5 protein-coding genes are annotated in these 23389 nt (G+C 63.9%); all 5 read left to right on the top strand.

Translation table 11 applies throughout. The features are described from left to right. Positions 1-182 precede the first annotated feature (182 nt). Genes ACK3SC_RS11095 through ACK3SC_RS11075 form a run of 5 tightly spaced genes read left to right on the top strand, consistent with a single transcriptional unit; the run spans position 183 to position 23268 of the window. The gene (locus ACK3SC_RS11095) at positions 183-3986 is read left to right on the top strand and encodes a hypothetical protein (RefSeq protein ID WP_416840239.1); all 3804 of its coding nucleotides are present in this window, start codon (positions 183-185) and stop codon (positions 3984-3986) included. Next, entirely contained in the window at positions 3983-7633 is a 3651-nt protein-coding gene (locus tag ACK3SC_RS11090; RefSeq protein WP_416840238.1) for a DUF6603 domain-containing protein, read from the top strand. The genes ACK3SC_RS11095 and ACK3SC_RS11090 overlap by 4 nt, the downstream gene beginning before the upstream one ends. After that, positions 7630-11283 carry a hypothetical protein gene (locus ACK3SC_RS11085; protein WP_416840237.1) on the top strand — a complete coding sequence of 1218 codons (3654 nt, stop codon included), beginning with the start codon at positions 7630-7632 and terminating at the stop codon, positions 11281-11283. Before ACK3SC_RS11090 ends, ACK3SC_RS11085 begins: the two co-directional genes overlap by 4 nt. Next, complete coding sequence (locus ACK3SC_RS11080; RefSeq protein ID WP_416840236.1) at positions 11273-21142, top strand: hypothetical protein; 9870 nt, start codon at positions 11273-11275, stop codon at positions 21140-21142. The genes ACK3SC_RS11085 and ACK3SC_RS11080 overlap by 11 nt, the downstream gene beginning before the upstream one ends. Then, positions 21142-23268, top strand: coding sequence for a lamin tail domain-containing protein (locus tag ACK3SC_RS11075; protein ID WP_416840235.1), 2127 nt, complete (start codon positions 21142-21144; stop codon positions 23266-23268). Before ACK3SC_RS11080 ends, ACK3SC_RS11075 begins: the two co-directional genes overlap by 1 nt. The last annotated feature ends 121 nt before the right edge of the window (positions 23269-23389 follow it).

The following is a 23389-nucleotide window of genomic DNA, read 5'->3' as shown; positions in this document are numbered from 1 at the left end:
ATCCGCACATTGCATAAATTTATATATCAGATAGAATTTTAATAATGAGAAATATAATTCATAATAGATGTTCGGAGTTAATCCCTGCCCATGAACGCAGGGCTAAATACGAGCGGGGACTTTCGCACAGGGAGTGCCCAAGTTGAAGGCACGTGTACAGTATTGGAAGCCCTACCCCTGGCATGACGGTTCCTGCAGCGGTTCAACGCGCCCAACAGCTTCATGACCAATATCTGACGGCCCTCGATGCCTACCGCACTTGGACCGACCGACAGGAGTTGAAGATCACGCTCTGGTCCACCATCCGGTCGGTGCTCCTGCAGGCAGACGCGAGTGACGACGGACTGGACACGGCCGACCTCTTGGAGGCGCTCGGGTCCGACAAGGATGATGTGGAATCTTTGAGCGAGGAACAGAAAATATTGCTCTCGTTCGGGGCGGAGACATCGGACCCGCCGGGATCGGTGGAATCGTGGACCGGTGCGCAGATGGCGTCCGACCGGCTACTCTACCACTTCCAACACGTTGAGATGGACGACGTGCCCCTATTTTTCCACTTCGGATGGGAGCTCGTCCTCCGTAAAGTTCTGGTCGACTATCACGCTCAAAGGCTGCGGATATACATCTACACGGGTGAATTAGACAACAAGGAATATCCCCCCGTGAACTGGCGCCAGTTCCAAGCGCTCGCCGAGAGGGCGACGGACGAGGACAACGCCCTTGGGTTTTTTATTGACGATATCTTCACGGACCACGTCGACCATCTCTTCCCACCCGTGACTCCGGCGGACAGTCCGTTTTTCGAGGGCTTCGCCGAGTTGGACTACGGGACACAGGTCGGCGTCCTGTTCAGCCTCACGATGGGGTTGAGCAGTTCGCAGTCCGGTCGACTGCTGCTTTGTGACCTCGTGTGGGGCGGTCTCGGGTACGGAACAGTTGAAGGACGAAAGACGTTCAGGATAGTCGACGTGTATGAACGGCGGGAAAACAGCGTCGTGAATTGGGATACTGGCGACGGATTCACCGCGAACCTGGGTCTGAACCAGTTCACTATACTCGCCGAATGTCTGGCGATTCAGTTCGCCCCAGGCTTTCTCCTGGCGACGCGAACGGCCCGAGTCAGGGCTGACAATACGGATTTGTTACGGATCGAGCGTGATGCCGCCACTGTTCTCGGAGCGTTCACGAGCGACCCAGGTACTGCGCTGTCGGACCTCTCACTCCCTATGATGGCGAAACAAAACCAACATTCAGCAAGGCAGGTTGAGACGTTCATCAAGGCCACCCATAAGACCCTCACTTCAAGTCTGGCCGCAATCCCTGCGAAACTGATCGTGGACTACGCCCAGAAGGCCGGAATTGAGCAGACTCTCTTGGCCGCCGTGCCCGAGGCGACCACCCTGGCTGACGTCCCTGACCAGATGATCATTAAATCCTTCCAGCGTCAGGATCTCCCCGACGGACGCAGACTCGAGGCTGCGGTCGCGATGAAGCGGTACGTCCACCTGTACGGGGCGTTGTCGGCCGTCTACGGTAGTGCCCTCTTCTTCACGGCCGACAGCCGTGACGACAGCACAGTGCAGAAATTCAAGGACGTAAACACGTTTGCGGGCGTGCTCACGAACACCTCCGCCCTCCTCCGCTCTCTCGGCGGTGACCCAATCGACTGGAAGTATCTCTTGCCGGGGAGTTCACCGAACGTCGCGCCAGCCGACGAGATGGTGTTCGTCCTCCAACCGGACGAAATCAAGGATCGATTGGACGCCCTTGACTCGCAGGTCAAGTCGAATCTACTGGCAGACCTGGATAAAGCGGCCGACGAACTATATCGGTTAGAGGCCACGACTCACCTCGTTGAGGCGAACGCCTTCGAGACGCGTAAGTACCTCTTCTCCCCTCCCACAGAGGGAACGGCGAGTGAGTCCTTCATTAAAAATTACTACCTCTTTACGTCGCGAGCGAAGATCGAACAAGCGCGAACCAGGGTTGAGAACATCCGGTCTTTACTGGGTCAGAACAAGAGTGCCGAAATCGCGGATATCCTCACGGACAAGCGACACCTCTCAGTTGTACATACCCTGTCGAGCCATGCGGTGGAGAGCCTGAGCGCGGCCATGCAGTCTCTCGGTGAACACACGGATCCCTCGTACGGTCTCTCGGTCGACGATGCAAAGGTTCAACTGCTTAAAGACGCCGGGATCACTGATTCCGAGACGCTCGGAAAAATCAGCGGGGCGTACGATACGCCCTCGCAGGTAGACCCCCAATCGTCACAACTCGTGGCCGCTACGGACAGGCTCGACCGAAAGATCCGACACCTGTCAATAGCCCTCCCTGGGCGAGAATCACTTGGCGGAGAACTTAACCTAGAACGTCGCCAGCAGCTCGCCAAGCGGACGGAGGCTATCAGGGACTGGTTCGTTCGACAGGGTGCGGATTCGAAAGAGGTGAAACTGGCCGAACGAACCACGTCACTCCTCGACGCGAAGGTCCCGAAGACGGCGGTTTACACCCCCAGTCTCTACAAATTCACCGGGCGGATAGCGCTGGAGCTCCTCGGAGTAGTCACCGACGCCATCGACATCATTATCACTTCGATGGAAGCGTACGAGGCGGTCGAGGTCGGGGACTACTCGGCCGCGGCAGGAGGTGCAATCTCGGTCGCGGGGACGGGCATTATGATGTTCGCAAGCGTGACTGGCCCACTCTTCTGGATCGGCGCCGCGATGGTCCTCGGCGGCATCGCTCTAGTCACGTACACCACGGACGATAAGATCGTGATCTGGCTCCGGCACACGTACTTTGGCCGTTTTTGGTACAAACCCGCGTTCAAGGATTTCGACCACGAGTACTCCCGGTGGGGATGGTGGCTTGGCTCGGTTGTCGGGAAGGCACTCGAGATCGAGGAGAACCAACAGTCGGGGACTACTGCAGAGGGTGACGAATCAGTAACCGAAGAGGAGCCCTACGGATTCGTTCGCCGAAAGCTTCGAACGTACACGAAGGTCAGCGAAGACAGTGACGTGTCGGCGTACTTCGCCTCGCAGCTCGCGTGGTTCTACCGGCAGTCCCGGGACTTCGACGTGACGGAGACGCGAGTCTACAACGATCAGGAGGGCTACCCAACGCTCAAGGTCACAGTCGAGGACCCGAACCCTTTCGGCGACACCGTCCAAGCATTCGAAGAGGACTCTGTTCTCCTCGTCCGTCCAGTGGTCTTCGCCGAGACGGTCGGAGACCACTCGCACACGTCCGTCCTCTACCAGTCACCGCTCAAAGTCTCCATCGCGGGGAACCTCAGGACACACGAGTGGACACGTAACAAAATCCGCGTTTTCGACCCCTTTGAACACAAGTACCAGCCACCCGAAATGCCCACCACAGAGAAGCTCTACTGGGATGCACCGCCCCAAGACGTGACCTTCTTCGGCAAGAAGGAAAGTCCGTACCACCAGTACCTCGCGACCCGATATCGCAAACGGTTAGAGCCGGACGAAGAGTGGAAGATGCCCAAGATCGATATCGAGATTAGCCTCAACGACCGCTGGAAACAGAAATGGGGCGAAGCATACGTCGAAGACGGCCTTGAGTACAGGTACTCACCGTTGAACCACCTCTTCAACTTCTTCGTCGAATCAAATTCTGGAGAGGGTATAGACCTGCGTAAGCGAATGAACCACGACGACAGCCTTGACGAGGGGGCACTGCAGGCACAGTTCGCAGTGTCGGACGGGCGGATACTGAAGAAGACTCTCGGCGTCATCGTCTACAACCTGCCCAAGGATCTCAGAAAATCAGCCGAGGATTGGGCCGCGGCGACAGACGATAGCTTGGCGAAGATGATACGCCGGGGCGAGCTGAATCCCTTTGCGACGCGCGTGGGCGCATTCGTGGATGCCGACAACTACCCCACTGACCCTCCGCCGTGGCGGAATGACGACGGGACCTTAACACATCCGCCTACGGACGGAGAGGGGTCACAGTGACCGCGGAGCCCCCGGACGACCCTGGGACGCTCGCGCTCGCGGCCCGCGAGCTACTGCGGGTCGTCGAGCCAGTCATCGAAGCTGTCGACGACGGCCCCGTCGCCATCATCGCGTTCCTCGACGAGTGTGGTGTTGGCCAGCATCTCCTCGACGAGGAACTCGAACGAGTGCTGAGCGTCGTCGAGGACGATATCGCAGACCCAGTCGAGACGTTATCTACCCTCCTAGAGGATGACCTCGACGGGTCGGATGTACTCAACCTCCTCAGCCGTCTATCCGGGTTCGATCCGACAGATCCCGACCCCGAACAACTCTTGACAGCGGTCGAGGCCCTCGTCGAGCCGATTCAGAGTATCGTGGACGGCTTCGAAACGCTGTCCGAGCTCGAATTCGAGACCGACGCACTGGACGAGGCGGGCGAAGCGATTCTCAATCACCTCTTCGTCCGATACCTGCGTACTCACCACGAGGGTGCTCACCACCTGCTCCGGCTCGGGAACGTCATTGTCCTCCCCGACAGTGTCCCCGACTGGCACGACGGGACGCTCGAGCCCGAAAATCTCTCTACCCTCCTCGAGAATCCGGTCGAGGCTGTGGCTACGGCCCTCAACTGGGGGGACCCGGCGTTCCGAGACGACCTTGTCGTGGGATACCTGAAGGCAGTCTTCGACGTGCTCGGGGTGGCGACGAGGCTTGAACCCCCACTGACGGACGAACAGGCAGCACTCATAGACGCTGCCGCGGCAACGAACCCGGACGACGAACGGTTCGCGACCGACTTCGGCGCTCAACTCGCCGTTCCAATCGTCCAGGTCCCGTCGCTCGGGGCGTTCGGCGTCCGTGTCGTTCCCACAGCCGACACGACCACCACTCACCCTGGGTTGGCGCTCGTCCTCTACGGCCCGTTCGACCAGTTCGGCGCCGATATCGAAATGGACGTGGGCGGGGGCTGGACGTTCGATGCCGCGCTCCACGGCGAACTTGACCGCTACGGGCTCGTCGTCCAACCACAGAAGACGGAGGGCGACGACCCTATCGTCCAGTTCCGGGCGCTCGACGGCAGTAACGAGGTCCTCGACGAGGCCCACGCCGAGGCAAGCCTCGAACGCGATGCACCCGGTGAAGAGGACCGGACACTACTGGGTGCGTCCGACGGAACCGGAATTGTTCTGGATTCCGTGGCCGCCCGTGCACGGCTGGACTTCTCCGACGGGAATCTCTCTCTCGCTGTCGAACTTCCTGTCAGCGGGAAGGTCAAGATCCGCCCCGAAGGCAGTTTCCTGACAACTGTTCTCCCCGAGAATGGACTCGTCGTCGACGGTGACGTCACTCTCGGCTGGTCGAACGTCGATGGGCTCTACTTCGAGGGGGGTGGGACGCTGTCGGCGTCCATTCCGACGCATCTCGATTTCGGGTTCGGATCTCTCGACGAACTCTACTTCGCAGTCGACCAGTCGAACCCGGACGCTGACTTCACCATCAACGCTGCCACGTCACCAACCATCACGCTTGGTCCCCTGACGGGGTCGATCCGCCGACTCGGTCTCTCGGCAGACGTCTCGTTCCCCGCAGACCGCGACGGCAACATGGGGCCACTCAACCTCGAACTCGGGTTCCGGCCACCGGACGGCATCGGGATTGCTGTCGATAGCGGGGCCGTCACCGGCGGCGGATTCCTGCAGTTCGAGCCGGAACACAACCGGTACTCCGGCGGGCTGGAGCTACAGTTCTCGAGTTGGGGACTGAAGGCAGTCGGACTCCTGAACACGGAGGTTCCGGGGAGCGACGGCTACTCATTGCTGGTCCTCATCACGGCAGACTTGCCACCGACGCAGCTTGGCTTCGGCTTCGTGCTGACCGGTATCGGAGGGTTGGCGGGTATCCACAGGGGGTTCGAGAAGAAGCCCCTCGGTAAGGCCGTCCGGAGCGGCAACCTCGACTCCGTACTCTTCCCGCAGAACGTCGTCGAGAACGCTGACCAGATCATCACGGATCTTCGAGCCATCTTCCCCCCGAAGGCAGACCGCCACGTGTTCGGACCGATGGTCAGGCTTGGGTGGGGGACGCCGGTCATCATCCAGGCCGAACTCGGTGTGCTCGTGTCGATTCCGGACTGGAAGATAGCGCTCCTGGGCAAGCTCATGCTCGATCTCCCGGACGAGGAGGTCGCTCTCATCGATATCAACCTCGCCGTCGTCGGCATCCTCGATATCCCAGGCGAAGAACTCTCCATCGACGCATCACTCTACGACTCGCGCATCTCGACGTGGACCATCTCCGGAGACATGGCGATGCGACTCTCGTGGGGGGCGGACTCGCGGTTCATACTCTCCATCGGAGGTTTCCATCCCCGGTACAGTCCACCCGAGAGCTTCCCCGAACTCGACCGTATCACTTCCTCACTGTCGCCGCCGGGTGGGAACCCACGGCTCGAGTACACGGGGTACTTCGCGGTTACTCCGAACACGTTTCAGGTCGGTGCTGGCGCGGTACTCCACGGCAAGTTCGGACCGGCGACAGTCGACGGAGAGTTGAGCTTCGATGCGCTGTTCCGGTTCAATCCGTTCGAGTTCGTCGTCGACTTCGTCGCGAAGGTTGCGGTGCGAATCAGCGGGACCGGTCTGGGATTGAAGCTCGACGGCACGCTCTCCGGTCCTCAGCCGTACCGGGTGCGGGGGAAGCTACACATCGACATCCTCTTCATTTCGGTGTCGGTGTCGGTCGACGCCCGGTTCGGCTCCTCGGGTGGGTCGACCGAACTACCGACGGCGAACGTGCTGCCAGAGCTCCTCCGTGCACTCGAGACGACGGCCAACTGGAGCGCGCAGAAACCGACGAACGACGACCAGCTCGTGACCCTCCGAGACCCGAACGCGAAAACCGCCGACTCGAACGCGGCCGAACCAGCCTCCGAGAGGGTCATCGCCCACCCGCTCGGTACGCTGGGTGTCCGTCAGCAGGTGGTCCCTCTGGCGGTCGATATCGAAAAGTACGGAAACGCCAAGCCTGCGCACACCCGCTTCGAACTCTCGGAACTCTCGGTCACCGGTGTCGGCCGTAAACTGGGTGGTCAGGCCCACCTTCGCGAGGAGTTCGCTCCGGCTCGATTCCGGAAGATGACGGATTCAGAGAAACTGGAATCGAAGGCGTTCGAACGGCTACCGGCCGGACAGCGAGTCGAGAATGGTGCCGTCCACTACGCCGGGCAAGCAGACCCGTCGCTGCTCTCCTGGGCGACGCTCGACTACGAGTCGTCGGTCATCGATGCCGAAAACGAGAGTGCCAGAGTCACGGAAGACGACGTCGACGAGTCCTGGGACGGTCGTCTCGACCTCTCGACCGGACACGAACTCGCCGAGGAGAGCGCCGTAGCAAGCGCTGGGACGCGGACAACCGGCCCTGCTCAGTACGCGAACCCAGGACAGTCGCTCTCACTGAGCGTCGCGGACCAGCGGTTCGTCGTCGCCTGGCGAGACACGCTGTCCCGGGTCGAGGTCGATGGGAATCCATCCGAGGGACTGACCCGGGTCGAGGCCCAGGACCGACTCCGAAGCTACGTGGCTGCCACTCCCAACACCGACGAGTCCGACCTGCAAGTGGTCGGCACGCAGGAAGTCGTCGGGGCCCCGGAAGGTGAATCACAGTGAGTAACTCCAACACGGGGTTCGACCCCAACGATGCGTCGACGGACCGAGACACAAGATACCGGTTCTTCCCCGTGGTCCGGCGGGGCTACCCACCTGAGGCGTACTACGAGGGTAAGGAGGCCCGTGATTCCGAGGAACTCGACACCGCCGGCAGCCTCGAGGTCGATTTCGAGGTGATTGGGCTGGATGGGTCAGCGACGACATCTAGGTCGAGTAGCGTCGACATCGAGCTCTACGGTCCGGGCCACGTCACCGGCATCGACGGGCGGCAGGTGGTCCGAATGGAACCCGAACCGGGGACGAGCAACTACCCGCCGAACTACTTCGCGACGGTCGAGTTCGACGCCGCCGACCTCCCGTGGCTGTTCAGTCCGGTTTCGGACGACACGCTGGACCCGTCGGTCACCTCGCCGACGGGTAAGGGATTCCCGTGGTGCTGTCTCGTCGTCGTCGAGAAGACCGACACGACCACCATCACTCCGGCCGGGAGCGACAGACCGCTCCCCTCGATAACGGTCCCGCCGTCCGAACTTCCACCACTGGACGAGGCGTGGGCCTGGGCGCACGCACAGGTGGTCGGGAGCCCCAAACAGAAGAGCAACGTCTCGCTGGCAGAGGTGTTCAGAACCGAGTCGACACTGACACGCTCGCGGCTCGTCTCACCGCGCAATCTGCAGCAGAACACCTCGTACGTGGCTGCAGTTGTCCCGACTTTCGATGCGGGTGTCCGTGCCGGGCTCGGCGAATCGGCTGACCGGTCCCCCGAGGAGACCGAGGGACAGACCACGATGTCGCTCGCTTGGCCCCTCGCAGAGACGGCGTTCGGTGACCGGCCGAACGACGAACCGATGGAACTTCCGATGCTGCACCACTGGGAGTTCTCCACCGGCCAACAGGGCGACTTCGAGTACCTGGCACGGCAACTCGAACCGCGTGACCTCAACGTCGACAGCTACGACATCGGCGTCCGGACCGTCGACACCTCCGACCCTGGACCCGCTGCACTGGAAGTATGGGGAGACGACGTCGGGGAGGCCGAACGGACCGTCCGGATGGGCGGGGCACTCCGGAAGGCCAACAGCTCCCCCATCACGGCGGCGGAGTACGAGAAACACGAGGTGTTGCGGAGCCTGCTGAACGAAGCGGGGACCATCGAAGAGTGGGCCGACGAATCCTACGAAGCCGTCGGGCCTCCAATCTACGGCGGCCGCCACGCACAGGCCGAAACGCTGCCCACGTCTATCGACGACGACCAGCGGTGGCTGTGGGACCTCAACCTCAACCCCGGAAACCGTCTCGCGGCGGCGGTCGGTGCCGACATCGTCCGTGACAAGCAGGAACAACTGATGACATCGGCCTGGGAACAGGTCGGCGACGTCAGGGCAGCCAACCGGCGGCTGGCCGCAGCGAGCCTGTCCCGTGAGGCGATGGAGACGGCGTTGGATGATCTCGCCGACGCGCCGACGGGCTGGCTGGCGAGCTTCACCGGACCAATGCACGACCGGTTGCTGGCCAATGGACAGACAGTCGGGGCACAGCTAGACGCCTCGACATTGCCGAGCGGGGTGACTTCGGTCCCCTTCCGCCGGCTCTTGAGCGGGTCGGGACGGCTGTCGAAGCGACTCGGGAGCAATGTCGACGTCGGTGACATCGTGTCGGAATTAGCGAGCGGTGACCTCGACGTGGTGACGCCCTCGCCCGGCCCTGCCGGGATGGGCACTGTCCTCGAAGGAGCCGACCTGGAGAAGCTGTGTCGAAAGCTCCCCGAACCACCCGAATCGACCAGTGATAACTCCTCGAAGAGTGACCGTCCCGAGTCGGTCGAGTCGTTGCTCGAGACGATCGCGAAGTTCGAGGAGACACTCGACACCCTGTTGACGCTGCTGGCGGAGCTGTCGACGGCAGTCGCCGAACGGAACCCAGCGGACTACTGGACGGAAAAGAGTCCGATTCCGAGCCTCGTCGACGACGTCGAGGACGCGTGGGACACCGTCAGAATGCTCGCCGACCTGATTGACCGACCGATGCTGGAGGTCTCCCGCGAGGAGGAGGCCCGCGACCTCCCTGAAGTGGACGACGAGTTCACCGAAAATCGGGCCCGGACCCTTCACGACCGCCTCGGCGAGGCGGTGGCCGGCCAACTGCTCGGGATAACCCCCGAGGAGACAGAGACACTCGAAGCCGTGAGTGATGCGAGAGACCGTCTGTTTGTCGTCCGTTCAATCCTCGCCGACATCATGCGTTACCTCGACGCCCCCGCCGTCGGCTCACCCGTGGCTTACCTGGACGGACTTCTCTGTGACTCAGTTCCGGCGAAGACAGACCGTCCGGACCCGGATCTTGCCGCGGCGGCGAATCTCGACCCCGTCTCGAGTCTCGTGGACCGTCTCGACGGGATGCTCGGAGGGCTCGACCTCACGGGGCCCAACCGCTCGGACCCGTTCGATCGTGTGATGGCCTATCCGGAGTTCCCGAAGCCGACGTACGACGACCTCGCGGCGGTCTCGGAGGACTACCTGCTCCCCGGGGTGAGCGAACTCCCGAAGAACACGTTCGGTGCCCTAGAGACGAATCCGGAGTTCATCGAGTCGTTCCTCGTCGGGATGAACCACGAGATGGCGTCAGAACTGTTGTGGCGACGGTACCCGACCGACAGACGGGGGTCGTACTTCCGACAGTTCTGGGACCCCAGTGCACGGATACCCAAGCCCGAAGACGAGTCGTTGCTCAAGGACATCACCGAGATTCACACCTGGGACGACAAGGGCCCGTCGAACATCGGTCGGAGCGAACTCGGCTCGAACGTGATGAGCGGTGCTGGCGGGAGTAGCGCGGATCCTGCCGGACAGGGCCCCGACCCCAACTCCCAGGTGGTCGTCGTCGTGCGTGGGGAGTTGCTCCAGCGATACCCGACGACGACCATCTACGCGACGAAAGCGAAACTGGTTCCGAATGCCGATGGTACCGGTTCGGTCAGGGTTCCAGAGTGGCCGACACCGAACGAGAAGGCAGCGGAGGTGGACACGGCGTTCCACCGCTTCCCGATATTCCGTGGTCGCCTGGATCCGGACGTCTCCTTCCTCGGGTTCGACCTTACTGCCGAGGAGGCGACCGGGGAGACCCCGATGGCGTCGGTAGGAGACCCGCGGCCGGACGACTCCGACCACTGGGTGAACGACGATGGCACCGACGACCTCGGCTGGTTCTTCGTCATGGCAGAACCACCCGGCGAGGTCAGGTTCGGCCTCGACGCAGACCAGGATGACGCTGGAACGACCCCACCGGGCATCACCGACGCGTCGGGAACGACTTCCACGACCGACGACCCGGACGAGAACCCCGAACACGGCTGGAGTGCGCTCTCGTGGGGGCACCTCGTCGACGACGCCGCTTCGCTCGCCGACAAGCGACACGTTTCCGTCTACCGTGACCGCCCAGGCGAAGGTGGGTGGGAGACGAAGTCAGACACACCGTGGGTCGCCGACGGGAGTGCGACCATCACGGCCGAGCAAGAAGCGGTCTGGGGGAAGAACAGCGCCCACATGGCGTACATCACCTGGCAGCGACCGGTTCGAATCGCCATCCACGCCGACGACCTGCTGCCGGTCGGTGGTAACGGCGACAGTGGGGGAACTAACAATGGAATCTGATCTGACACAGACCCGTGACAGGGTACAGAAGCTACGCGAGCAACACGAACGGCGCGAACGAACAATCGTCGACCTGCGGATGGTACTGGTGACGCTTACGGACCGAACCAAACGGTACGTTCACGCGGAAGAACGAATACGGTCCGACGCGGCACTGCTCGAGCATCTCGACCGGCTACTTCGTCGTCACCTCGACGGCGTCCGACCGCTCGGATACCTTGGTAACGCGATGACGAAGGTCGATATCGAGGCGCTCGCCAGGTCGTACTACAAGCACAACCTTGCTGACGTACTGGCCGTGGGCGAGACGGAGCGTAAGGCGGTCTCCGATAGAGACGACAGGGGCTTCCTCGCCCGGGACCCAGACGCGCTCTTGGAGGACCTGACCGCAGACCCATTTTCGAAGACGCTGATGGTGCTGCTCGACAGTGCGAAAGATGCGGAGACGGAGACGAAGGCCGAAGCTGAGCAACTGTACAAACGGTACTCGGAGTTACTCACAAGCGATGACCCCAAGGCGCTGGTGCGTGGCGTCTCGCTGGTCGGTGCAGTCGGGCAGGTCGCTCGACTGGCTGTCGTCGGGAGCGAGGACGACCCGGTAGAGGGAGTTCGGACGGAGCTCGAACAGCGTCGGAAAGACCACGTCGCAGCGCTGGCAGCGGCGGACCAGCGACTCGTCGACATGTCAGTCGACGCAGCGGACCCGTTCGTCACGCTCGATTGGACCGACCCCGTCGCGATGTTACCCGTTCGGCTAGAGACGCGGTTCACCGATGACGCACTCAAGGTACGCATCTATCCGGAGTCACTCCACGTCGACACCCACGAGGACCAACTCACGGAGGCCGAGCGGGAGTGGGGTGTCGGGTACTGGACGCGGCTCTGGGCCGCGGGACTCCCCGACCCCGATGCCGTGCTGACAGTCGGCGAAACGACGGTGCCGCCATCTGCGCTTCGACGAGTGGCCGGCGAACTCGTCGTCCCGTCCGACCTTCGCGACGAGGAGACCGACGAGTATCTGGTCCCGAGCCAACTTCCGGCGGGTAAGCCCCGAGAAATCGCGCTCGAACTCCTCCGTGCCTTCGCTGCTGCGGAGTTCTCAGCCGACCCCGAGACTCGGTACGAGGAGGTCAGAGAGCGGGCCTGGGCCAGTGGAGTCGAACGCTTCGGCGAGAATCGAGCGGCTTACGTACTGGAGGCACTCGCCCCGGTCACCGACGACGACGGGACGCCCGTCTCGGAACGACTCCGGAGGGGATTCGAGGAAGCGGCTCCGCTCTCGGGGGCGGTCGAGGTCGAATTCCCCGACGTTGACATGCGGCCATCTTCGTGGACGCAGACACCGAGTGCGTCGCTCCTTCCCGACCGGTTCGTCGTCCAGGCCCATTACCGGGCCGATGGGAGTGCCACGACGACCGACTGGACCGATGTGACACCGCGTGGAAGCGACCTGTTGGTCTACGAGCGACGCGTGGGCGACACCTGGGTCCGTCGGGTAGCGGGACCCGTGGTCCGCGAACCCCTAGCGGTCGGTCCGAGCCCCGAGGCGGTCGCTGCCGACGAAGCAGACGCGACGACGGCGATGAGTTGGATGACCGATTTCGACGAGGCCGAGAGCGCCGGTGTTGGTATCAGCGTCCCGCTACCGACCCGCGAGGACTACGACCCCGCTGTGGGCTTTTCGAAGGTCGTCGTCACGGGTGCGAAGACCACGATGGACGCCGACCACTCACGGGCGGCACTGGCCGACTTGCTCGCAGCCACCGACCACACCGACGGGCTCGAACTTCTTGAACCCGGAACGCCGACCAACAACGCCGACGAACCGGCTGCTCGGTCCTCGGCTCGTGACGCAACGAGACTCCTGAGGCAGGTGACGGGGCCGTCGCTCGTCAGCGAGAGGACGGACGGCTGGCGTCTCGCGGAGGCACTCGGCGTCCCAGAGTCGACGTTCGCCCACGTCCCCGGAGCAGGGGACACCCGCGACCGCGACGCCGCGGCGATGAATCGGACGCTGTGGCCCGCGACCATCGGCTACTTCGCACGGAACCTCCTGGTCTCCTCAACCGGTGACGAGCGGGATGAGACGGCCGCACCGGGGATGATCGGGACGGGACCGAGCGACACCGGCGAGGGGCCACCGTCGCTGTTGTGGTGGCTCGAGACCTACCGCGACCACTTCGTCGGCCACGTTCGAGCTGGCGGCCCGTTCCAGACACTACGGGCGGGAACCCAGCCGTACGGTCTACTCCCGGTCTCTCCCGTCGACGTCCAGCCCGGTGACCGGGCCCCGACGGCGGACGACGATACCGGGGAGTCGTGGTACGTTAACCGTGACTCTTCGGCGTACCTGTTCGGAGCAGGTGCCGCCGGTACTGGGCCGTTCCAGCCGTGGTCGGTGCCACGCATCGGTTCCCAGCGGTTCGTTCCTGAACTCATCAACCGTGTCTCCGCAGTAGACGACGAGTGGCTCGACTTCTCGGAGTCCGTCCCATCTCTCGCCGAGTCCACCGACCTCTCCGAGGACGAGTTGTTGACCATGCTCGCGATGGAGGCAACCGCATTCTCCTACCGTCGGCAAAGTTGGCTCCTCGGCGACGACAATCCGATATACGACCAACTGGGCCTCGAGCGTGACCGACCGACAGCCACGAGACGAATCTCCGATGATCTGGCCCAGGCCGACTTGCCCTCATTCGACCCCAGAATCGCCGACCTGTTGTTCCTCGGCGCCTCGATGGAACCACGTTCGCTCGCCATCACCGACGAGGGCGTGCCGGGGTACATCACTACACTCCTCAACCTGTTCGGCTCCCAAGTGCCGCTTCGGGCACTCCAGGTGCTGGGGACCGATCCAAAGATGGAGACGTTCCGCTTCTCTTCTGGGTCGAGTATCGATATCCCCCGCGAGCTGTTCCTACGTATCGTCGACCCGTCAACCGAGACGGCAGACTACGACTCTGGTGCGTCGTTACTCCGACACGTCCTCCGGTTTGCCACGCTCCAGGCAGCTGTCGCCGCCCGCGTCCGGTTGGGCGCGACCTACGGCTGGGCAACGGGGGAGTTCGTCAGTTTCCCGGCCGAACCGACGACGTACGGTCCGACCGACCGGACGGTGTTCGACCTGTTCGACGACACACTCCCGACTGGGAAGCCCATCGACGCGAGCCACACGCTCGCTGACCACCCCAGTCTCACCGCCGGCGACGACTTCCACGACGTGTTACAGACGACTGCGACCGCAGTGCAGACGGGTCAGCTACCGGTCGACCCGGCCCTGACGGAGTTCGTAGCCGCCCTCGACCACCTGACGTCCGTCGACCCCGAGCGACTCGGGCGACTCACTCGCGAGACGATGGACCTCGCGAGCCACCGGCTCGACGCCTGGTTGACCTCGGTAGCGACGCGGCGACTGGCCGAACAGCGCGAGACGAGTGACGGTATCCAACTGGCGGCATATGGCTTCGTCGAGGACCTTGCTCCACGTTCCGGGTCGACCCCCGAGTACCTGCTCGCGCCCTCGCTCGACCAGGCGACGACGGCGGCTGTTCTTCGAAGTGCACACAAGGCACGGTCACGGTCGGCCGGCCCGACCGAAGCCGACGCGCTCGCGGTAGACTGCTCACCGGAGCAGGTCCGACTCGCCCACGGCGTGATGCGTGGAATCCGCCGAGGGCTTGCACTGTCGGAGCTGCTCGGCTACCGGTTCGAGCGTGGCCTCCGTGTCTACGCCGAGAACCACGGACTGGACCTAGAGCAGTACCTCGACGACTTCCGGTCGATCGCCCCAAGTGTCGAGGGCAAACTCCCCCGCGACGACACGACGGTCGAGACGCGAAGATCGGACGTGGTCGACGGGATGGCACTCTACCGACTATGGAAGACCGACTCGCTCGAGCAGCCGCTCCGGGCGGTCCTCGAGGTGAACACACTTCCCGCGGATCTGGTCCGTGCTCTCGGTGGCTCAGCGCTCTCTCGGTCGACGGGAACCGGCGTGTTCCCCACCATCCATCGGGCGATGGAGGCAGTCAACGACGTGCTGCTCACAGAGGGCGTCCACCATCTCGTCCATGGCCGCCCTGAACGAGCGGCGGCCGCACTCGAAGCGCTCTCGCGTGGCGGGACGCCACCGGAACCCACAGTGTTTGACACACCACGGTCAGAGACCGGTGTCACCCACCGGTTGGTACTAGGATTCGGCGATGCCGACACCCCGACGACACGGAAGCCGTGGCAACCACCGAAGCGGGCGTTGCTGGAACCATCGGACTTCACGGACGACTCGGAGAGTGACGAAGCGACGACCGACGAGACCGAGTTCGACTGGCAGGACCGCTCCCGATTCGAGGACATCACCGAGCGACTCCGCACGGAGGGGCTCGCGGACGTGATGGACCTGGAGAACCTCACCGAACGGCTGCGTGAGGCATCTCACCTCGGGACGACACTGCTCCAGTCGATACAGGTTCGCCAGACGGCCGAACCGTCACTCGACGCATGGGTCGGCGACCTGTTACCCGACCCGTCCCGTATCGGTTGCACCGGTGAGTTCCAGTGGGAACGAGATCGGGCCTTCGCCGTCGGTGAGTTCGAGACACCGAGCGAAGCGGGGACGGTAACCGTCGACAGCGTCGGGTTCGAGCCCGACGTGGTGCAGTTCACCGCCGTCCCTGCCGGGACCGGAGACGGCTCCGCCGAGAGCCACGCGGTTGGGTGGGGCCACGGTGTGTTCAAACGCGCCATCACGGGAACTGCGTCAGTGGAATACGCCACAGTCGCAGCCGCCGCTCACGACGGTACAGTCCACCGGTCGACTGTAACTGACCGTGCCGTCGAACTTACCTTCGCCACCACGGACGGCGACGGAAACACCGCACGAGTGAGTGGTTCCGTATCGTCGACGACGCAGGACGGGTTCGAGATGTCGTTCCCGACCGTTCGGCTTCCGGTCGACGGCCCGGAACGGGTCACGGTGCAGTATCGAGCCCTGAAACTCGCCGACCCGACGAGCGTCCGTGTCGGGACGTTCCGGACGCCACAGGACGAACCGACCGAGACGTTGTCGGTTCCAGTGGAGGGTGATGCCGGACTCGGAGCCGCTGGGTTCTCGCCCGACCACGTCCTGTTGAGTGCGTGTATCGGCGACCAAACCAGCACACAGACCGACGTCGGCTTCGTCCACGGTGAGGCTATGACCGACGAGACCGGTATCGTCCAGCAGTCCGCCGGCGTCACTCTCGACCCGGCGCAGGGGTCGTACACCTTGACGGGACGCGACGACGCCGTTCTTGCTACTGAGGCCGGTGACGGGACTGGCATCGAGATCTCCGTCGACGGGTTCACGCACGACGGCTCGCTCGATTTGACGGTGCGTGCACCGTCGGGGACGAACTACCTCGGCTCAGTGCTGGCGACTTACGTCGCCATCGAGTCGCCCACGACAGAGACATCGGCGGGTGAGTCGCTCCACCGACCGGCGCTCGGGAGTACTGCCTCGCCGACCGATGGGGAGACAGTCACGGTCGACACGGGGTTCCGCCCAGGACTCATCGAACTCCGCCTCCTCCCCGGATTCGATGGGCAAAGCGGGACGACTTCCTCGGCGTCCACGTCTGTCGGTTACGCAGCCGCGGCTCTGTCGCTGGGGGCGGCGACCAGCCCGTTCCAGCAACAGGCACTCGGCGCGGGTCTGACCGACGATAGCGGACGTGTGGTTCGATCCCGTACCATCGTTGCCGGCCTTCCAGCTACCGAGGCCGGTGAATCGGTATCGGGAATCGACGTCCGTCTCGAAGCCTGCAGTGAGGACGGCTTCACGCTCACGTTCTCAGGGGTTCCCGAAGGAAGCCAGCCCATCGTCCAGTATCGGGTGTGGCCCGAGACACCACGGTCCGAAGCGTTCTCCGTGCCACTCGCGTGGCCCGACGAGAGCCGCGACGATGGTGTCTCGCTAGCCGACCTCGACCTCTCACCGCTCGATGCCGTCGCGTTGACACAGGGGATCGGGGAGACAGGTGACTCACAGCTGGAGCGACGCATCGGCTACTTCGCCTTCCGGAACCGGCCTACGAGCAGGCCACCGGTTCCCAGCGACGCCACGCTCGACCTCAGGTTCACGGAACCATCCTCGGCCCACGACGTGAGCCTCGCCGAGTTTATCGAGGTTGCCCGGCGGGTGGCCGACCTGCTCGGCGAGGCCCGACCCGCCGACGCCAGCGACCTTGCCCACCCGAGCGAGGCGGGTGATGAAGGATACATCCCAGTGACAGAACGAACCGACGGCACCGCAGGAACCCTGGAGAATCGTGCCACAGAGGTCGAATCGGCGCTCTCAGACCTCGCCGTGATGCTCGAAGAGCGTCGAGAGGTGCTCTCGGGCGACCCGAACATCTGTGACAGGGTCGAACAGTTGGAGGCGGCGCTTCGAGCGTTCCGTCGCACTGTCCCGCTCACACAGGTGGTCGACGTGACCGCACGACTGGCACGCGACCATCCCGACGAGACGAACACGGCAGTCCGCGAGACGGTGCTAGCGGAGCTAGCGACTGTCGCCGAACACGTCCGGGCAGGGCCTGACACGGTTGACGGTGTCGGCCATATCGTCGTCAACGAGTCAGAACAGTGGGTTGTGGGAACTGCGGACGTCGACGTCCCGACCGACCTCCGTGTCACAGTTCACTCGCTGTCCGATGCAGTGCGATTCGACCCGCAGTCAGTGCAGGTGAGGACAGATGCCACCGGTGAGTTCGCCGCCCAGTTCGACTTCGATGGCGTACCCGTCGGGACCGAGTTCGCCGTCTTCGCGACACCGGTGGTCGTAGCCGAGCCGAACCGACATGGCGAGGGCGACACCGAACAGATAGTCGAAGCGTTCGAACGGCTATCTATCGAAGGCAAAGGTGCCCTCTTGGTTATGCTCGTCGCGGAGAGCGTCTCTGAGACACCCGATACACTTCGAGGTAACGACGAGTTCAACACACTGGTCACCGGAGCCGCCCAGATGCTCGACGACGGAGCCCGTCCGCTCGCGGTACTCTGGGCAGTCGTCGACGAATTAGGGTCGTCACCTGAGGAGCACACGTGGCTTCGTGCTGTCGACGACGACTGGTGGCGAACCCTGGCTGAGCAACTGCTGGACGACGATGCGACGCGGTTCGCCGAACTCGTCGACGCCCTGCACCGAGAGGTCCTCCTCGAACGAACGTTCGAGCGGCCACGTCCGGACGACTGGCAGTTTGTCGACGAACCGCCGCGGACGACCAAAACCTCGAAGTGGACGTTCCACCCCGACGAGGGAGAACTTCGCCAGACGAGCAACATCTACGGATTCGCTGGGCCGCCGTTCAAGGCTCCCGGGACGCTCGCTGTCGTCGGCGACAAAGCGTGGCTCGACTACCGTCTCACCGCGCACATGACCTCCGGAGACGACGACGCCATCGGCGTCGTGTTCCGCTATCAGGACCGGGACAACTTCTACCGCTTCTCGATGGACGCGGAGCGTGAGTACCGCCGTCTTATCAGGTGCGTAGACGGTGAGGTCAGACTCCTGTGGGAGGATGATACCGGTTTCGAGACCGACCGGCCGTACAGGGTCACCATCGATTGCATCGGGACCGCCCTGTCGGTCAGACTCGACGACGAACCGCTGTGTTCGGTCACAGACACGGCACTTGAACAGGGGTCCGTGGGGCTGTACTGCCGAGCCAACGTCGCCGCGCGGTTCCACGACCTCACTGTCGTCGGGCGGGAGCAGACGACCGACGTGACCGGAGCGGTGTACGCCGAGACGGGGCGAGTCACCGACACCGAAACCACCGGTGGCTGGCGTGACCTCCCCGCGGTGCTCGCCGACCAAGAGTACCTCCCATCCATCCTTTGGCTAGCGCGCGTACTGCCGGATATCGATCCGACGAGTGGCGGTGCGGCCACCACGCTCCGGGACGCCGTTGCCGCTGTCCCCTGGGACACCGTCGAGGCCGAGCCATTGGCGCGAGTCCGGCAACTCCTTGACGACGGGACGGGTAGGCCACAGGCATTCGACGGGGACGACCTCGCGGCGGTGACCGACCTCCTCGCTCTCCGACCGCTCGACTTGGGCACGCTGGCCGACGCCGTCCGTGCGGTCGTCGCCCCAGCGGCCTGGACCGGACTGACCGACCTGCTCACGCTGACTGGTGATCTTGCCCGCCCCGACGCACAACGCCCGTGGCGAGCCAGTAACCCCGAACCGGAGACCATCGTCCCGAAGTCACCCGAGGGAGAGGTTCGGGCCCGACTCGAACGGCTCCGGTCTTACCCCCGAACCGACTCGCCAGCCCGATACGGCGCGTACACACCGCCGGTGCGGGACCTCCTCGCCGAAGGCCGACTCAACGAATCGTTCGTCCGGATGATAGAGCGCGTCGTCGCGGCCCCGGTCACTCTGGTCGAGAGCACTGCCAAGGTCTCACCGGCACCCATCGGCCTGCTAACGGGGCTCCACGACCTCCTCCACCACGCCGAGTCGTTCGACGAGGCCGGGCGTGTCGGCGAGCTTGGCACCGCCGCCGATACGCTCCACCGGACGGTCGAAGCGTCGGCTCCGGAAGTCGTCGACCGACTCGCCGCACAGGGCATCGACCTCGAAGTACTCGCCGACGGATTCTCGACCCACGGTGACACTCTCGAGCGTGCCGTCGATGCGTTCCTCGATGGTGACACGACGACCGAGCTATCAGCGGCCTACCTGCCGAAGTACGCGGCTGAGCTGACCACCGCGGCCGACGTGGCCCGTTCCGAACTCCAGGACCGCGTCCTGGTCGCAACAGCTCATCCACGTCCGACGGAGTCGTTCCGGCGTGGCGTGCTAGAGTCAGTTCGGCATCTCCTCCTGCGGGTGTCGTACTTCGGCATCTACAACACCGTCCCCGCCTCTGCAGCCGGCGGGACGGCTACGGACGAGGAGACGTTACTGGCTCAGCTAGACACCGTCTCCGAGGAGATTCTCTCCCGACTCGCGATGGCGGCCCGGCACCACCCACCCAGTGGTGGACTCCCCACTGTCGACGGTCAGCTAGACCGCATCCATGCACTTCTCGGCGAGTCGTTCGTCGTCCTCCCACCGTTCGCCCCGACGAACCCAGGCGAACTACACGCGACGCTGACCGACGACGGACTCCTAGCAGACCGTTACGAACCAGATACGTGGCTCCAGCGGATGGGGAGAGTCCGTGACCTCCCTAGTAATTTCGGCCGAATCCGCACCTACGCAGACTCGCTGAGTCTCGCTTGCGGCGGGACCGACGGCCTACGGCGGTCGCTGACAGTCGGCCAACTCCCCTACACGCCAGGGGCCGATTGGCTCGGCCGCGACGGAGTCACGCCCTCAGGTGGTGAACTCTCCCTCGCCATCGAGTTCGCCAACACGGTTGGTGAGGACTCCCCACTCTCGAGAGCTCCCGGGGAGAGTGGACCGGCACTCGCCGGCCTGCTAATCGACGAGTGGGTCGATCGAGTTCCGGCCGAAACGGAGAGCGTCGGCCTCGGCCTGCAGTACGACGACCCGAGTACCCGCGCTCCACAGTCTGTGCTACTGGCGGTGCCGCCAACGTGGGAGGCCAACAATGACGAGACGACCGGTGTCGTCACCCACGCTGGAGCGACCCAGTGGACCGAGATACTCCTCGAGCGAACCCTCGACGAGACGATGGACCTGATCGAACTCCGCTCGGTCGACCTGGACGCGTTCGACCGATTCGGACATCTCCTGCCGATGCTCTGTCTCCCCTACAACCGCCAGACGACCATGGATGGACAAAATGTCCTGCCGGGTACACCTTCGGTCGATCTTACCCAGTTCGACTGGGAGGGGTGGTTCTGATGGCTGACGATAGCTCACACACAGTGTGGGAACGGCTCGAACCCCTCACGCGGAACCGCGAGCTAACCGGTACGCTTCGGGCCGAACTGGCAGATCCACTGTGGTTGCTCACCCGCCAGCGCCAGTTCGGAGAGTTCCGGGGCGAGGACGCCGGGTCCCCTGTCGAGGCCTGCATCGAGTACGAACTGGACCACCTGACCCGCGTCAAGGTGGGTGAAACCACACTCGAGTACGATCCGTCGACCGACCCGCCAGTCGAGACGCTCGTCGAGCGAGAGCCGGTTGCGGCGGCCAGCGAGACGCCCACCTACAAACGCCGAGTCGAGGCGGGGATGAACTTCCTCGACCGTGTCTGCCGGGCGTTCGACGGGCGGTCGTGGGCCATCACGGACTTCGCCGCCGAGTACCGCCTCGACGAACCGGGAACCGTCGACGACGCAGCTCGCAGATACGCGGACGTCCTCGACGGGATGGGCGACGACGGCACCCGTTCGGCCCGTGGACTCGACGGCCACGCCATCTACACCGAGCTCGTCGGACCAACAGCGTCGCAGCCGGCGACGACCGTCGACTGGACACGCTTCGAGAGCCCCGTGACGACGTTCCTCGCGGACGAGAGCTGGGACCGCGCCACGTTCGAACCGGTAGCCGAGGCGTTCGTGCAGTGGTACGCGAACCTGTACGCCGAACCCGGTCCAGACGAGGATGCCTGGAACCCCGACCGCCTGGAGTACGACGCCACCGTCTCTGCCGGTGCCGGCGCGAACGAGACCGTGTTCAGGGCCACCGAATACGACGGTGGCCGACTCGACTGGCACGACTTCGAAGTCGATGCCGAGGGGTCACTCCGCGAAACCGGTGACGCGACGACCAGTCCCTCCCCACTCGAACGGCTGCCGACGAAGGCCACGTTCCGAGGGATGCCGTCGAGTCGGCTCTGGGAACTCGAGGATGCGGCGGTGAACCTCGCCGAGCTATCGGCCGCTGCCGACGACCTCTCGCGACTGTTCCTCATCGAGTTCGCGCTCATCGCGGGCGACGACTGGTTTACCATCCCGCTCGAGGCCCCGGTCGGCTCAGTCACCCGTGTGACAGACCTCTCGGTGACTGACACCTTCGGGATGCAGACGGAGGACGTGCCGGCGACCGTCGACCAGCCGGACGCCGATAACTGGAGCATGTTCACCTTCGACCTCCCGAACCACACCGAACCAGGACTGTTCCTCCCATCGGTCGTCGGGACGTCACTGACGGGAGAGACCGTCGAGGACGTACTGTTCGCCCGCGACGAGGTGGCCAACCTCGTCTTCGGCATCGAATCCACGGCCGAGGGTGCACTCGGCCTCCCACTCGACCGCGACCAGTTCCGTCTCCCGTCCGCCGCCGTCGCGGACCTCCACGTCGCCGAGGAGGGGCTCACCGGACAGGCTGCCGCCGACGCGGAGTTCGTCGAGCTCTCTAACCCCGGTGACGCACCTCTCTCACTCGCAGGGTGGACACTCTATGCCCAGCACTCGGCCTTCGCCGACCCGGCTTCGGCGTCGAACGCTGATACGCTCGACCTATCGTCGGTCACGCTCCCACCCGAGTCGACGGTTCGGGTGGTCACCGGTGGCGATGCGACCCTCGATACGGACGAACAGCGCCACCTAGAGCGTGCAACACCCATCCTCGCCCCCGACCGCGTCGTCTCACTGACCCGACTGCTCGAGGACGGTACAGAAGGGCTCGTGACGGTCGAGCCAGTCGACCAGAACCAGCTCACGGAGTACCCTGCATACCACCTCGCGAACGAGGCGCCAGACAACTGGTTCCCCTACCTCCCGTCGGTAGACGCAGGAGTCCACCGGTTCGAACTCGGGTTGCTACTCGACCGCGACGCACTCTCGGGGGGCGTCGACGCGATTCCGACGCCAATCGGGCGGATACTCGACCCCGACGCGGCCATCTACGACGAGGAGATTCCCCGCGGTGGCGTTCGAATCACCCGGAGCTACGAGTCGACGACGTGGCTCGACGGCCGCACCCACGTCTGGTCCAGTCGAAGGGTCCGCCCAGGGACCGGTGAGGTGTCGAGCGGCCTCCGGTTCGACTACCTCGAGGAGTCCGACGGGACAGAAGAGTGAGCAGCCGCGACGGTGGGATCTGCGAGCAGCGTTCCAAGCTCACTCGACGACCTGCTCACTTCTCGAACTGGCAGACATAGACAGTGCCGCATCAAGCAGTCTACTAATAGAAACGGTGTCT

Source organism: Haloferax sp. DFSO52 (genome assembly GCF_048158745.1).
Taxonomy (GTDB): domain Archaea; phylum Halobacteriota; class Halobacteria; order Halobacteriales; family Haloferacaceae; genus Haloferax.
Note: the sequence above shows the minus strand (reverse complement) of the source record. Positions and strands in the feature narration are given on the sequence as shown.

Coding starts and splice junctions, on each gene's coding strand:
- ACK3SC_RS11095 (WP_416840239.1), top strand. CDS start 183: ATGACGGTTCCTGCAGCGGTTCAACGCGCCCAACAGCTTCATGACCAA.
- ACK3SC_RS11080 (WP_416840236.1), top strand. CDS start 11,273: ATGGAATCTGATCTGACACAGACCCGTGACAGGGTACAGAAGCTACGC.
- ACK3SC_RS11075 (WP_416840235.1), top strand. CDS start 21,142: ATGGCTGACGATAGCTCACACACAGTGTGGGAACGGCTCGAACCCCTC.